Genomic DNA, 14,169 nt, shown 5'->3' with positions numbered 1-14,169 from the left:
GGTATAGACGGTAGTCTTGAATCAGCTAAACTGGCTTAGTAGGTAACTGACGGGCTTTCCATGCTGATTCGCAGGGCGAAACAATCGGATATTCCAGCGATTTTGCCGATGGTGGGCAAAATTTGCGCTCTGCATGAAACTTGGGATGCGGCGAAGTACGGGTTTTTACCTAACCCGGCTCAACGTTATGAAGGGTGGTTGAGTAAATTGGTAAAGAGCGATCGCACAGTCTTTTTAGTAGCAGAAGACGAAACCAAAGCGCTATTAGCCGGATTTTTAGTAGCAACAATTGAGCGTGAAATACCCATTTATCGACTCAAAGAATTTGCCTTTATTCATGACCTTTGGGTAGAACCAGAATATCGCCGCACTGGTGTAGCCCGACAATTAGTAATGGAAACAATTGAGCAGTTTCAAAAGATGGGAGTAGAACAAATTCGCCTGGATACTGCGGCAATTAATGAAGCTGCGAGAAAGCTATTCTCAGAATGTGGTTTTCGTCCTAGTGTTGTGGAAATGTTGATAGAGTTAGAGTGAAAAAGGCGATCGCCAATTTTAGGTTTATGTTAAGGATCAATAAATATGAAAATGAAATTCTTAATTACTAAAACCATAGCCCTTCTTACCTTTTGCCTTTTGCCTTCAACCACAGGATTAGCGGGAACTTGTGCAGGTCGAAGTTGTCCACCACCGCCCCTTGGTTTCACACCCGGACAATCGATTAATTTTGAAGTAGTTAATCGTACAGGTGTAATTGTTGAGTTACAAAATGTACCAAGAACTAGCGTTATTTTTTTACGTCCGGGAGAACAAGTTAGGTTTCCCAGACAAGCAGCAACAGAACCAAATCTTTCTTCATTGTCTTGGAATGCTGTACCTTATTTATTAAGAGCAAGACTTTCTAAACCTAGTGCGAATACGCTACGAGTGGAGATATTGCCAGGGGGACTTCCAGGCGATCGCGCCCTCTACATCCGCGATGATGGTCAAGTGATTATTTTTTAGGAAAATTTGCATTTTTCCCAGTGATAATGAGATAATACTTTCGCTTCAAGAATCACCTTTTGTCAAAAAGAAAACCGCCTAAGTAGGTGAAGTTATGTATAAGAATTTACTGAGAATTTTAGGAACAACTTGCTTAGTCATAGCTGGTATTATCATCACCACCGAAACTATAGCAGGGCCAAAATTTGTCAAGACTGGGAAAACGCTAAAACAAGATGATTTTATTACCTTGCAGGTAAGCAATCAAACTGCAAATCCGATTAGTGTAGAAATCCCATCTTATACAGATCAAATCACTATGAAACCGAAAGAAAGGCGGAAAATCCGCTTCAAACTGCGGAACCAAGATCATGGTCTTTCGGTTTTATATTGGAGTCCCACAGGAGAGCAAGCATTATTAGGAAAGGTGAATAAACCGAATTCCCAAACAGTGCTTTTAGACTTACAACCTGGTAGTTTTGCTCAAGAAGACGATCGCGCAATTTACGACACAGAAATTCCCGGTCAAGTAATGGTTTTTTAAATGCAAAACAGGCAATTACCAAACCAAAGGTGGGAAATTTACCCGGAATTTCCAGCAAAGGCTCAAGAGTTAGCTATTAAAAATAACCTGTCACCATTGTTGACTCAGGTTATCCTAAATCGGGGGATTGAGACAGAGAAACAGGTAAAAGAATTTTTAGATCCAGAATCTATGGATTTACCCGATCCCCTGGAGGAATTCTCTCAATTGGGAATCAGTTTGGAATTGTTGGAAAATGCGATCGCTTCAAGAGAAAAAATTGTCATTTGCGGCGACTACGATGCAGATGGAATGACTAGTACTGCTCTATTATTACGAGCATTAAAATGGTTAGGTGCCAAAGAAGTATATTGTGATATTCCCGATCGTCAGAAAGACGGATACGGAATTAATCAGCGCCTTGTGGAAAAATTTCACAGAGAAGGTGTACAACTAATTTTAACAGTAGACAATGGTATCTCAGCTTATGACCCAATTAAAAAAGCGCAAGAATTGGGTTTGAAAGTTATTGTTACCGATCACCACGATATCCCAGAAAATTTACCCCCAGCCAACGCCATTCTTAACCCCAAACTGTTGCCAGAATCCTCACCATATAGCAGTGTTGCTGGTGTAGGTGTTGCATATATTTTGGCAGTATCTTTAGCGAAAAAATTGGGTAAATCTCAGGGATTAGTGAAGCAACTGCTGGAACTTTGCACATTAGGAACTATTGCTGATATGGTGCCCCTGAAAGGTGTGAATCGACGTTGGGTAAAACGTGGTTTACAGTTTTTACCAAACTCCGATATCGAAGGGGTAAAAGCTTTAATTGAAGTCACAGGAATTAATCAGGGAAAAGCAACTTTAAAACCGGATGATATTGGCTTTAAACTAGGCCCTAGAATTAATGCACTAGGTCGAATAGACGAACCACAAATAGTAATTAATTTGCTAACAACAGATGATATTGAAGTTGGGAAAATACAAGGGAAACGATGCGACGAAATTAATAAACGCCGTCAGCAACTTTGTGAGGAAATTCAACAAGAAGCAATAGATTGGTGTGAAAAAAACCAAATAGATTTACAGCAAGAGCGTGTTTTAGTAATTGTACAACCAAATTGGCATCATGGTGTAATTGGAATAGTTGCTTCACGCTTAGTGGAACGTTATGGTGTGCCAGTGTTTATTGGTACTTACGAAGAAGATGGGGAAAATATTAGAGGATCAGCGCGAGGGATTCCAGAATTTCATGTGTTTCAAGCTTTGGAGTTCTGCAAAGATTTATTAGGCAAATTTGGCGGACACAAAGCGGCGGGAGGATTTTCTTTACCAGCTAAGAATTTGCCAGAATTGCGATCGCGCTTACGTGAATTTGCCCACAAATGTCTAAAACCAGAACACCTAAAACCGCTACTTAAAATAGATGCTCAAGCTGATTTTCATCAGATAAATCTCGACCTTTATCGTCAGATTGATGTCTTTCACCCTTGCGACAAAATCGAAAATCCGCTTCCGGTATTTTGGACACCGAATGTGCAAGTTATTGACCAAAGAATTGTTAAGAATGAACATCTCAAGCTGACACTAGCACAGAATATTGGTAGCCAACGAACTACAATTAAAGCGATCGCATGGCGTTGGAGTCAATACTATCCCCTACCAGCAAAAATCGATATTGCCTACAGACTGCAAGAGAATATTTGGAATGGCAATACAACGATTGAAATAGAATTATTAGGTGTACGAAATTCAACAGAATCGCCTAGCCAATCACCTATTGCTTTAGTTAAAGCAGAGTTTTATCACAATCAAAAACGTTATACTTGCGGTTTATATCCAAATGATTCCTTAACTGAATTAAGAATTAGAAATGCTGAAGGCAAAGTTTTAGCAATTCCTTTAGGAAAAACCACAGGTTTGTTAGGTAAAACTCGCGAAGACGCTAGGGAAATCAATATTTTACAACCACCTTTCTCTACTTTAGTAGAAGCTGCACAAATAGCCCTAGAAAAAGCTAAATAGGGCTTACTGAAAAAGTCTGTGTGAGGGTAGGGACACGCCATCATTAACATTTGCAATCCAATCTGTTATCTCCTGAATGCCGTGTCCCTACAATTTCCCTCAAAAAGGCGACTTTAGTCGTATATTTTTAAATTACAGGACTGAAGTCCTCACAACAAACCTGGTTGGTAGCCCAAAAAATTAAAGGGGGATCAACTCCCCCTTGTTAATTGTTAAGGACTGAACTCGCAGAAGCTTTTACAAGTTGCCGTTGCGAGAAGCTAGTACTACAATCACAGCTGGCCCTGCAAGCATGATTAAACCTACTAGAGTCAGCTGGGCAATCACTTCCCAGTTAATGCTGGTAATAACACTGGTAACAGAATTAATAACCGATCCCATTTCTCCTCCCGAACTAACCCAGATAGGCTTGAATCGCTACATTAAAATCCGTCTCTTATATTACCTGCCTACAGTCCACTTCTTTTAAGCAACTTAACAAAACTATAAAAAAGTATAAACAAACATGAAGCGCTCAGATCCCCCTAGATCCCGGACTTCTTGAAGAAGTCCGGGATCTAGGGGGATCTAGATTCAATAGTTGCTAGACTCTAAAAGCATTGACACAAAGGAATTCGGAAAAATCATGGCGACTTGGTGTTGCGTCAAAGGATGTGGTGCTTGCTGTTATCTAGAACCTTCGGAGCGTCCCGACTTAGAAGAGTATCTTACCCCAGAAGAGTTAGAGCAGTATTTTAGCATGGTGGGGGAAGAGGGATGGTGTATAAATTTCGATCGCACTACCCGCGAATGTCGTATCTACTCAAATCGTCCGCGATTTTGCCGCGTCGAGTCAGCAACATTTCAGGATATGTTCGGCATAGCAGCAGAAGAACTCAACGAGTTTGCCATTGAATGTTGTCAAGAGCATATATCCGACATTTACGGCACTGATAGCCCGGAAATGCAACAGTTTAATCAAAAAGTCGAATTTTAGCTTATCATTTTATACTCATTTGATGTATTCTTTCGATGAGGTAAACTTAGGTGTTTTATAGGAGTGGCTCGTGCAAGAAAGATCGCAAAGCCCTTATCAACAGCTAGCAGATCTGGAAGATAAACTCAGGCGGGCGAATGAACACATTCAACGGCTCAAACAGGAGAACAGCAAACTCCAACAAAATGTCGTTTCATTTAGCCCAAAACCTGCGATTACCGGGCTCAAGCCGGAGAACAGCAAACCTCAAAGACAAGTCAGCTTGTTTGAGCCCGGAAATAAAACGCAGTCTCGCATGAAAGCTGATGATTTTTCACTTGTGCGGTTAGAAAAAGCCACACCTAGAAGAAGAAGACGTTCCTCTAGATATCGAGACTTAGAAAACACAAGTTATCTGAGAAAGCGGAGAACTCGCAAAGGTTGGAGGAAATCTTATCAGCTACGAATAGCGGCGCTCTTCTTAGCAGCAGTGACAGTAGTGTGGATTATTATCTGGGCTGTTTCTTCTGTCGTGCAGTTATTTAATCCGAGTACAGCCAGAGTTACTCAACAAAATAAAGAACTGTTGAAGCAGCTACCTACTACACCTTTGCTACCACCAGATATTCCTCCGAGAACTAATGCGATCGCACTACCAACCCCCATAAATCCTAGTTTACAAGAAACTCAATTAGTTTATAACGTCACTACTCCTCCTGATTTAAAACCAAGTCAACAATTACAAGGAATTGTTGATGAAATGGTGCAGTTAATTCAATCCAAAAGATTACCCACACAACCGCTATCTATCACATTGATTAATGTGAAAACCGGAGAAACAGCTGGATTTCAACAAAACACCCTTATCTATCCCGCAAGTGTGGTCAAAATGTTTTGGATGGTCAATGTTTTTGCAGAAATGCGCCGAGGAATTTTGCCCAATGAACCTGTTTATGGTGCCGATTTGAATCGGATGATTCAACAGTCTTCTAACGATGCTGCTAGTCGCTTAGTTGATGCTGTCACTAGTACTGACTCTGGTTACATTTTGCGGGGCGAAAAGTATGATAAATGGGCGAGTAAGCGCCGCCAACTTAGTGAATTTTTCAGCAAAGCTGGATACGAAGGGATTGCGATCCATCAAAAAACCTACCCAATTAGTTATTTGCGCCATGAAACACCAGAGGGTAGAGATATGCAAATGTGGAGCGATCCTAGAGAGTTAAGAAATCAAATTTCCAGCGAACACGCCGCTAGATTAATGTATGAAATTGTCACAGGAAAAGCAGTTTCCCCAGAAGCAAGTACCAAAATGGTGCAGTTCTTGGCAAGAGATTTACGATTGTCAGCTTGGCGGGAAAATACCGCCAGATTTGCTGGATTTAACCCAGTTCGGGGCTTTTTGGGGCAAGGATTACCCGCCGAGTTGGATTTTGCTTCTAAAGCAGGTTCGACGGAAACAGGTCGTCATGAGGTAGCTTTTGTCAGAAGTCGGGAGGAAGATGGCCCAATTTATATTGTGGCGATTTTGGGTGCAGATGAAGGTTATTTTAACGACTGGCAGCTATTTCCGACGCTATCGCGGCTGGTGTTCGATCGCATGAGTGGAAAAACTCCCGAACAACAGCAGTAAAAATTACATCAAAATGCGCTCTTGGGGATAAAATGAAAGAAATATGAAAACCACCTAGTACTTGACAATTGCCTGTGAAACTATCTTCTGCACCGCCAACTTTGTCTGCGCCTGAGTCACTTAATCAGACTAGGGATGCACAGTTAACTGTCATGGAGTCAACGCTAGAAACCACTGATTCCGTGAAACTGGCGAAACCAACACAACAGCCAAGCCAGAATGTCAGCAAAGGAGCATTAGCAGTTTTTGCTTCTACTTTTGTGACTATCTTCTTGTCAGAAATGGGAGATAAAACTCAAGTAGCTACTTTGCTGATGAGTGCAGAATCTCAGTCTCCTTGGTTAGTTTTTGCTGGCGCATCTTCAGCGCTAATAGCAACAAGTTTGTTGGGAGTTTTACTCGGTAGGTGGTTAGCAACTAAGGTATCTCCGCAAATTTTAAATAAAGCCGCTGGCATCAGTATGCTAGTAATTACCATGCAGTTAGTTTGGGAAATTTTTCATTCTTGAAATAGGGACTGGGGTACGGGCAATTCATGAATTGCCCCTAGTATTGGGGATTGGCGATCGTCTCAAATCTCAACTCCCAAATCCCAAATTTAAAAATCAAAAATCCAAAATCTAAAATCTAAAATCGCTATGATTGACTGGCATCTTTTAGGACTAAGTTTTATTACTGTGTTTTTGTCAGAATTAGGAGACAAAAGCCAACTCGCTGCGATCGCTCTGAGTGGAAGTACAAAATTTCCCCGTGCAGTGTTTTTAGGTACAGCTGGCGCGTTACTACTCACCAGTTTTCTTGGCGTAATTGCTGGCGAAGGTGCAGCACAATTGTTACCTGTGCATTGGGTAAAAGCGATCGCTGCGATCGGTTTTGCTATCATGGCTGTACGCTTACTTTGCTCAAATACTGCTTTACCCGAAGAATCAGAATAAACTATACCTTAAACACCAGAAACCCGGTTTCTTGAAGAAACCGGGTTTCTCTGTACCTAAGTTTCTCAACAATTAGTTTTGTCGGTAAAACAAACTGAGAATTGCGCCACCAACAATTAACTTAACTACTTCCAAAATCCAGTAAGCTTGATGCAGCAAACCCATACCAGCAGGAACAGCATTCACTGGATCGAGAACCTCTATATTTAACCCCAAAGCACTCATGTTTGGTGTCAATACATAAGTGAAAATCAGAGCAATAGTTAGAAGTATCATTGCTAAACCTATTGCATTGCGGCTCTGACTCACTAAAGTATTTTGCGTGCGTTTGACAACTAACACACCCGTCAATACTAAAGCGGCACACAACAATTCAATGCGGTTAAAAATCCAAAAAATTAAATAACCAGCTGTGGCAAAACCACTTTGCGACATCATTCCCGAAGCATACAAACCAGGCATAATTACCAAGTCCAAAACCAGGCTAGTACTGAGCCAAAAGGTCAAGGTAAAAATAACTACAGTTTGCCATCCTGGTCGCTTTAACTGAAGACTAGAGATTGTAGACATATAATTCCACCTGCTTTTGCATTACTTTCAGTTTAGCTAATTTTTCTTGTTAAAAATATGAAATATCTTTGCGGTTTGTTGCAGTTTTTGTGATTAAAATTAGTTAATAATGGCAGAAGATTTTTAAATTACGTGATAGCAAAACTTCTTTTCAAATCTTAATAAAGTCTCATGGAAACTTCTGGAATTCTCAGGGCCACATTAGCAGCCACAGTAGGTATTTTAGCTGGCTGGCAACAGGCAGAGGCAGTACAACTAGCAGATGGTACAGTTTACTTTGTTCAGCCTCCCAGTTTATTAGCCGCAACTACCACTTTTAACGATGCTTGTGCATGGTCAGCAACATATTATTTTACTGTTAACCTGCCGGAAAATGCCGGAGAACCCTTGCAACGAGTGGTGATTAATCAACATGAAGGAGTGGAGGACGTAGATTTTCGCTGGGAAGAAAGTCGTGCTTTTGTAGGAGTTCGGCGTAAAAAAGGGGAAGATTTGCCAATTCAAGAAGTGACAACAGATGAAAAAACTCGTTCTATTGCGATCGCTTTTGATCCCCCGATTGCTCCGGGAAAAACTGTAACTATTGCTCTTGAACCTGTGCGTAATCCTTGTTTCGGTGGAGTATATTTGTTTGGGGTGACGGCTTTTCCTCCGGGAGAAAAAGTACATGGTCAGTTTCTGGGTTTTGGACGGTTCCACTTTTATCTTAATGGAGCAATTCATCTCCCGGTAAGCTTCGCTGTACCGGGAGATGAATTGCGACCAGCTAACTCAGATTGAGCGCAGCGAATCAATATAGTTTGACGCTAACATTTTCCCAGGCTATACTATTACTAATTCCTGAATTAATAGAGAGATGTTAACAGCTTTAAAGGTAAGATTGTATCCCAGCAAAGAACAGCAAATAGCCCTAGTACAAAACTTTGGCTGTTGCCGCTTTGTTTGGAACCATTACCTGAATAAAAGCAACACTCAATATCAGGAAACGGGAAAAGGATTAAGCTATTGCGACATGGCTAAAGACTTGACGCAGTTAAAGAAACAGGAAGAATTCTTGTGGTTAAAGGATGCGTCATCTTCTGCATTACAGCAATCACTTAAAAACCTGGAAGCAGCATTTAAGAACTTCTTTAAACATCGGGCTAAATTTCCGAAGTTTAAAAGCCGACACAAAAAGCAATCGCTGAGATATCCAGCAGGCTGTTCAGTCAAAGGTAATGGTATCCAACTCCCTAAGCTGGGAGTTGTAAAAGCAATAATTTCTAAAAAGATTTGCGGCAAAATAAAATCCGTAACTGTCTCAAAGGACAGCACGGATAAATATTTTGCCGCTATTTTGTTGGAGGTTGAAGATAACCTAATCAACAAAGAGGGTAAGATTTCGGGTATTGATTTAGGTCTTAGCTCTTTAGTCACAGTGTTTGATGGAGAGACAACCTACAAGGTTGACCCCATCAAACTTACTAGGAAATATGCCAAGAGATTAAGACGTAGACAGAAATCTCTATCCCGGAAAAAGCTTGGCTCTAATAACCGAAAGAAACAGGTTAAGAAAGTAGCTGAAGTGCATCATAAAATAGCGAATACTAGACTTGACTTCCTCCATAAACTCTCTCATCAGTTAGTGAGTGACAACCAAACTCTTGTAGTTGAAAACCTTTGTGTAAAAGGACTAGCGCGTACCAATTTGGCTAAATCTGTATTAGATGCTGGATTGTCCATGCTAGTTAATTTCTTGGACTACAAACTGAAAAGAGTTGGCGGAATTCTTGTAGAAGTTGACAGGTTCTTCCCTAGTACTAAAATTTGCAATTGTTGCAAACACAAGAATGATTCTCTTACCTTAAAAGATAGACAATGGGTTTGTCCGGTATGTCAAACCCATCACGATAGGGACGAGAATGCCGCACGGAATTTGCGGGAAGAGGGTATCAAAATTCTGTTAACAAATACCGTTGGGCAAACGGAATTTCAAGCTTGTGGAGAAAGCGTAAGACTCACTAGTAAAGGTAGAAATACTTCTACTAGAAAGCAGCCTTCTAAGAAACAAGAATCTCCCGCCATAGCGTAGCGCAGTGCGGTGAGAGTGTCAAGAGCGCAGAAACTTCTTTTGGTAATTCTGCTAGTAAGTATACAGTATTACCCTAGTAAAACGCAGTATAAATATGTGAAACCCGGTTTGGATATCGGGTTTTTAATTTGCATAAGCTGTAATAAAGTATAAATTCAACAGAAATTTTTAGGCATTTTAAATTTAAAGTAAGCAACTTATAAAGTCGAAATTAATTGTTATAAAAAAGGATTAAAGTTTATCAAAGTTAATATATTTTATTTAATTAATAATAGGGCATCTTTGCAATTCGATTTAAGTATTGTTGCCACTTGACGATCGCTATAAAACCCATGCCAATATTGACAAAGAAAAACATGGTTGCTAAACACAAGTATTTTTCGACCTAACAGTAAAAAGTACAACTTAGAATTTTGTAAGGCATAGAACAATCATGACAACAACTCAACTCAGAAACGCTTATATTATTGGACAAGAAAACTTTCAAAGCTGGAGCCAAGGATTCGACCAAAGTAACTATTTACGGGTGTTACCTCACCCCGATCAAAAAGTTGTCTACAAAGACCCATTTCGAGATTGGCAATTAGACCGTCCCGGTAATTATATTTCCAGTTGGGGGCCGCAGGAAGAACTAAACGCTACCCTCAGAATGGAAAATATTAATCAAGTTCAAATTGATGGGTTTGGTATTCTCAAATCAGGAGATGGAAAAATTCCTTGGCTCCCTAATGCTAATGCTAACAATCAGCCTAGCAATACTCCCTACGAACAATTAAGAGGTTATAACGGCACAATACCGGGGCCATTTTTAATTACAGAACCAGGAGACACATTAAATTTATGGTTGGAAAATAACTTAGACCAAGTAACTAATCTTCACACTCATGGACTTCATGTTTCACCAATGGGACGTGGTGATAACGTGCTGCAAGCAGTCAATCCCGGAGAAAGTTGGAATCAAATTATTCAGATTCCTGATAATCATTTTATTGGCCCTGATTGGTATCACCCTCATTTACACGGCTTAACAAATGAACAGGTTTCTTCAGGTTTAGCAGGTCAATTATTACTAACGGCTCCCTATAATTTGCCGGATTTAGACAAATTCAATCCCAAAGAAAGGCCATTTCATTTTATGGCACTTAATACTTTTGGGGTGCAACAAGTAAACAGGCAAGGAAGCCCAACCGATCCGTTAAATCAAAACCCAACAATAGCCCTTCCTGCTGGGACACCATTGCAAGTTTTGGGGACAGAAAATGGGCAACCAGTTTATGAATTGTCCGATGCAGTTTTCATGGGTTACAATGCCAAACCCATATCTGAAGCTTACGATCCGACAAGACCCACAGGTGGTGCGCCAGGGATTTTCTCATACGGCGGTGGGCCATTAGCTGAACCTGTAGAAAATGTAATTCACACAGTTAATGGTCAGTATAATCCGACAATTGAAGTGAAAACTGGTGAATGGAATTTGTTCGCATTCACTAATATGAACAGTAATGCTTTTCACATTATTCAACTGTTCAAAGAAGAAGGGGACAATTTAATTCCTCAAGAAGTAACATTGGTGGCTATTGATGGAGATGCTGCGGGAGCAGTAGCTTCTAATAGTAGAAAGATTAGCGAACTGCCTGTTCTTTCTCCTGGACAAAGATTAACTGTTCAAGAATGGTTTGAGAAACCAGGGAAATATTATTTCCTATCTAATGGAACTGAAGAAATTATCGGCAATAATACTTCGGCTTTAATTAAAGGAAAAGATGGATTTGCTGATGGTCACTTGATTTGGGGTTCGCAAGTATTAGCAACTGTGGAAGTGACGGGAAATGAAGTACCAGAAGGTGCGCCTCCAGAAGCTTATGATACTTTAATTGAACAAGCCCAAGAAATTGATGAAAAAGTTGCAGCTGCAAGAAGCGGAGATTTCGATCGCCAACGTACATTCACTTGGTCAGCTAACTTAGGAAATGCGCTGGCAATAGGTAACACTCCTGACGATTTGGACGTTGTTAGTTTCGAGGGAACATATCGAATTAACGGAGAATATTTTGCTACCGAATTTGGGAAGAGTCAAGTTCCTTTGGCAATGCCAATGTTAGGCACAACCGAAGTTTGGAGTATGAAGAATACCTCTGGTCAGAGCGATCCTAACCTTCCTCCTCAAATAAATCTTCCTTTGCTGGAATGGCATCCTTTCCACATTCACCAAAATGATTTTACGGTTCTAGAAATTAACGGGATTCCAGTTAGTCAACTCAAAAGTGCTTATCTAGATGGTGTGTTGAGCGATACGATCGGTCTACCACCAACCTACAAACCCAACACACCTACCCCTGAAAACCCTTACGGCGAACCGATGAGAGATGGGGAAACTTCCGAAGTAAAAGTGGTGATGGAATTTGAAGATTTTCCCGGTAGTTATGTGAATCACTGTCACATTTTGTTCCACGAAGATGCCGGAATGATGGCACCTGTGCGCGTGGTTTTGAATACGGACAGTACTTGGTTAGGTTTAGCTGGTGAACAAAGTAATGGAAAATTGGATTTATATCGGGCGAGTAATTTAAACCAAAGGATTAATTTATCGCCTTATGGTGCAGCATTTACAGGTGCGGTGAATCTAGCAATTGGTGATGTTAATTACAAACGCAAAGATAATCTGAACAAAAATGTTACCGATAACGTCACCGATATTATTACTATTCAATCTAATTTGAGTAGTACAGAAACTAGATTCACTATCAAAGTATTTGATGGTCAGACATTGAGCGAAGGGCAAAAACAAGGCATTACCCAATTTGACGGACTGAACCAAGAATTAGTAATTACTGAATTTTCTCCCTTCGTCAACCAAACATTTACACCTAATGCCAAAGCATCAGTAGCAGCTGGAGATATTAACGGCGATGGTTTTTCTGACATCATCGTTGGTGTAGGTGGAAACGCCAATCCTTTAATTGAAGTTTATAGCGGTTTGGACTATCACTTAATCGCCAGAATTAGTCCATTCCATCATGAAACCGGATTCACAGGCACAATTAACCTAACTTCTGGTGATATTGACGGAGATAACTTTGATGATGTTGTGGTTTCCCAAGGTAGTGGAGGACGAGGATTAGTAGAAGTTTACAGTGGACGTTCCATTGAATTAAAAGGCAGTTTGAATGGCAAAGATACAGCACATGACACTGCATTGTTAACCAATACTTTCCAACCTTATGGTGAATTTAATGGCGAAATTAAAGTAACATCTGGTTATGTTTTGCAAAGACCAGATGTTCCCAATGGTCAAGCCATTCAAACTTACCACGCTAACCTCACTACAATGGCGGTTGGTAACTTACCTCCAGGTCATGAAGCAGTGAAAATCCACACTTATTTGGGTGGCGCACATCACGATCATGCAGCAGAAGATCATTCTCACAGTTCCGCCGCCGCAGCGGAAATGAACGAACCAGAAATTCGTTTAGATAAGGAATTTACTCCCCAAGGTAATTTAACCGGAATGTTAGGAAGTTTTGCAGATATTAATGGTTTATCAAGAGGTGAACCAGTAATATTTTCTGTCGATGCTTCTGGCAAAGCAGGATTAATTCGCTTGCAAGAAGGAAATCGCGTAATGTCTCTTGCGGCTGGCGGAAATTTGTTTACTTCCGGCAATGATTCCTATTACGGAGATACTGGAAATAACAGCTTATTTGGCAGTTCTGGTAATGATGAAATTTATGGTTTGAGTGGCAACGATCAAATCAATGGCAACGCCGATAATGACACAATTTTCGGTGGTGATGATAACGATACCTTGCGCGGTGGTAAAGGTAACGACGTAATTTATGGCAACCAAGGTCAAGATTTAATATTTGGAGATTTGGACAATGATACAATTTATGGAGGCAAAGGTAACGACGTAATTTATGGCAATCAAGGTCAAGATGTGCTGAACGGAAACTTAGGAAATGATACAATTTTCGGCAGCAAAGATAATGACTTAATTTCTGGCAATCAAGGCAAAGATGTTCTGTTCGGTGATACAGGAAATGACACTGTTTATGGTGGTCAAGATGATGACTTAATTTATGGTAATTTAGGTCAAGATTCTTTGTTCGGTGATGCTGGAAATGACACTGTTTATGGTGGTCAAGAAAATGATACTTTGAATGGAGGAACTGGGGATGATTGGTTAAGAGGTGATTTGGGTAATGATGTGTTGCAAGGTGGGGAGGGAAGCGATCGCTTTATCCTCGCCGCCAACAAAGGAAGTGACACCATTGTTGATTTCCAAAATGGCACCGATTCCATCATCTTAACTGGTGGTTTAACATTCGCTCAACTAACGATCGCTGAAAGTAGCGGTTCAACTTTAATTAGGATTACCAGCACCAATGAACTATTAGCAACTCTCAGTGGTATCCCACTCAGTCAAATTGGAGTTGAGGATTTTATTGCCTTATAAAGTACGTTGTTGCG

Annotated in this window: 13 protein-coding genes; 11 read left to right on the top strand and 2 right to left on the bottom strand. The window is 40.5% G+C overall.

Features of this window, described 5'->3' with window-relative positions:
- Positions 1–60: 60 nt before the first annotated feature.
- The 4 genes from ACE1CC_RS18145 (at position 61) to recJ (ending at position 3,535) form a co-directional block, all read left to right on the top strand.
- Entirely contained in the window at positions 61–537 is a 477-nt protein-coding gene (locus ACE1CC_RS18145; protein ID WP_413271836.1) for a GNAT family N-acetyltransferase, read from the top strand.
- Positions 538–582: 45 nt separating this feature from the next.
- A complete protein-coding gene (locus tag ACE1CC_RS18140) occupies positions 583–1,005 on the top strand; it encodes a hypothetical protein (protein ID WP_413271835.1) in 423 nt (140 codons plus the stop codon).
- A 94-nt stretch (positions 1,006–1,099) separates the two neighbouring features.
- The gene (locus ACE1CC_RS18135) at positions 1,100–1,528 is read left to right on the top strand and encodes a hypothetical protein (RefSeq protein WP_413271834.1); all 429 of its coding nucleotides are present in this window, start codon (positions 1,100–1,102) and stop codon (positions 1,526–1,528) included.
- On the top strand, positions 1,529–3,535 hold the full coding sequence (recJ, locus tag ACE1CC_RS18130; protein ID WP_413271833.1) for a single-stranded-DNA-specific exonuclease RecJ: 2,007 nt from the start codon (positions 1,529–1,531) through the stop codon (positions 3,533–3,535).
- A gap of 237 nt (positions 3,536–3,772) precedes the next feature.
- Here the strand turns inward: recJ and psb30 are convergent, their stop codons facing one another.
- Positions 3,773–3,916, bottom strand: a complete 144-nt coding sequence (psb30, locus tag ACE1CC_RS18125) for a photosystem II reaction center protein Ycf12/Psb30 (RefSeq protein ID WP_413271832.1) — start codon at positions 3,914–3,916, stop codon at positions 3,773–3,775.
- 244 nt (positions 3,917–4,160) lie between these two features.
- On the opposite strand from psb30, the gene ACE1CC_RS18120 reads away from it, so the two are divergent.
- The 4 genes from ACE1CC_RS18120 (at position 4,161) to ACE1CC_RS18105 (ending at position 7,058) form a co-directional block, all read left to right on the top strand.
- Positions 4,161–4,511 carry a YkgJ family cysteine cluster protein gene (locus tag ACE1CC_RS18120; RefSeq protein WP_413271831.1) on the top strand — a complete coding sequence of 117 codons (351 nt, stop codon included), beginning with the start codon at positions 4,161–4,163 and terminating at the stop codon, positions 4,509–4,511.
- A gap of 70 nt (positions 4,512–4,581) precedes the next feature.
- Positions 4,582–6,123 carry a serine hydrolase gene (locus ACE1CC_RS18115; protein ID WP_413271830.1) on the top strand — a complete coding sequence of 514 codons (1,542 nt, stop codon included), beginning with the start codon at positions 4,582–4,584 and terminating at the stop codon, positions 6,121–6,123.
- A gap of 74 nt (positions 6,124–6,197) precedes the next feature.
- Complete coding sequence (locus tag ACE1CC_RS18110; RefSeq protein WP_413271829.1) at positions 6,198–6,632, top strand: TMEM165/GDT1 family protein; 435 nt, start codon at positions 6,198–6,200, stop codon at positions 6,630–6,632.
- A gap of 132 nt (positions 6,633–6,764) precedes the next feature.
- Entirely contained in the window at positions 6,765–7,058 is a 294-nt protein-coding gene (locus ACE1CC_RS18105) for a TMEM165/GDT1 family protein (protein WP_413271848.1), read from the top strand.
- 72 nt (positions 7,059–7,130) lie between these two features.
- Here the strand turns inward: ACE1CC_RS18105 and ACE1CC_RS18100 are convergent, their stop codons facing one another.
- A complete protein-coding gene (locus ACE1CC_RS18100) occupies positions 7,131–7,628 on the bottom strand; it encodes a hypothetical protein (RefSeq protein ID WP_413271828.1) in 498 nt (165 codons plus the stop codon).
- Positions 7,629–7,799: 171 nt separating this feature from the next.
- Here ACE1CC_RS18100 and ACE1CC_RS18095 point away from each other — a divergent pair, with 171 nt between their 5' ends.
- The 3 genes from ACE1CC_RS18095 to ACE1CC_RS18085 all read left to right on the top strand — a co-directional run bounded on the left by ACE1CC_RS18095 (position 7,800) and on the right by ACE1CC_RS18085 (position 14,155).
- On the top strand, positions 7,800–8,408 hold the full coding sequence (locus ACE1CC_RS18095; protein WP_413271827.1) for a DUF2808 domain-containing protein: 609 nt from the start codon (positions 7,800–7,802) through the stop codon (positions 8,406–8,408).
- A 76-nt stretch (positions 8,409–8,484) separates the two neighbouring features.
- Positions 8,485–9,699 (top strand): RNA-guided endonuclease InsQ/TnpB family protein, encoded by a 1,215-nt coding sequence (locus ACE1CC_RS18090; protein ID WP_413271826.1) that lies wholly within the window; start codon positions 8,485–8,487, stop codon positions 9,697–9,699.
- Positions 9,700–10,132: 433 nt separating this feature from the next.
- Positions 10,133–14,155: a multicopper oxidase domain-containing protein gene (locus ACE1CC_RS18085; RefSeq protein WP_413271825.1), complete on the top strand. Its 4,023-nt coding sequence runs from the start codon at positions 10,133–10,135 to the stop codon at positions 14,153–14,155.
- The last annotated feature ends 14 nt before the right edge of the window (positions 14,156–14,169 follow it).

It is taken from the genome of Floridaenema aerugineum BLCC-F46 (genome assembly GCF_041929345.1).
Lineage (GTDB): Bacteria > Cyanobacteriota > Cyanobacteriia > Cyanobacteriales > Aerosakkonemataceae > Floridanema > Floridanema aerugineum.
Note: the sequence above shows the minus strand (reverse complement) of the source record. Positions and strands in the feature narration are given on the sequence as shown.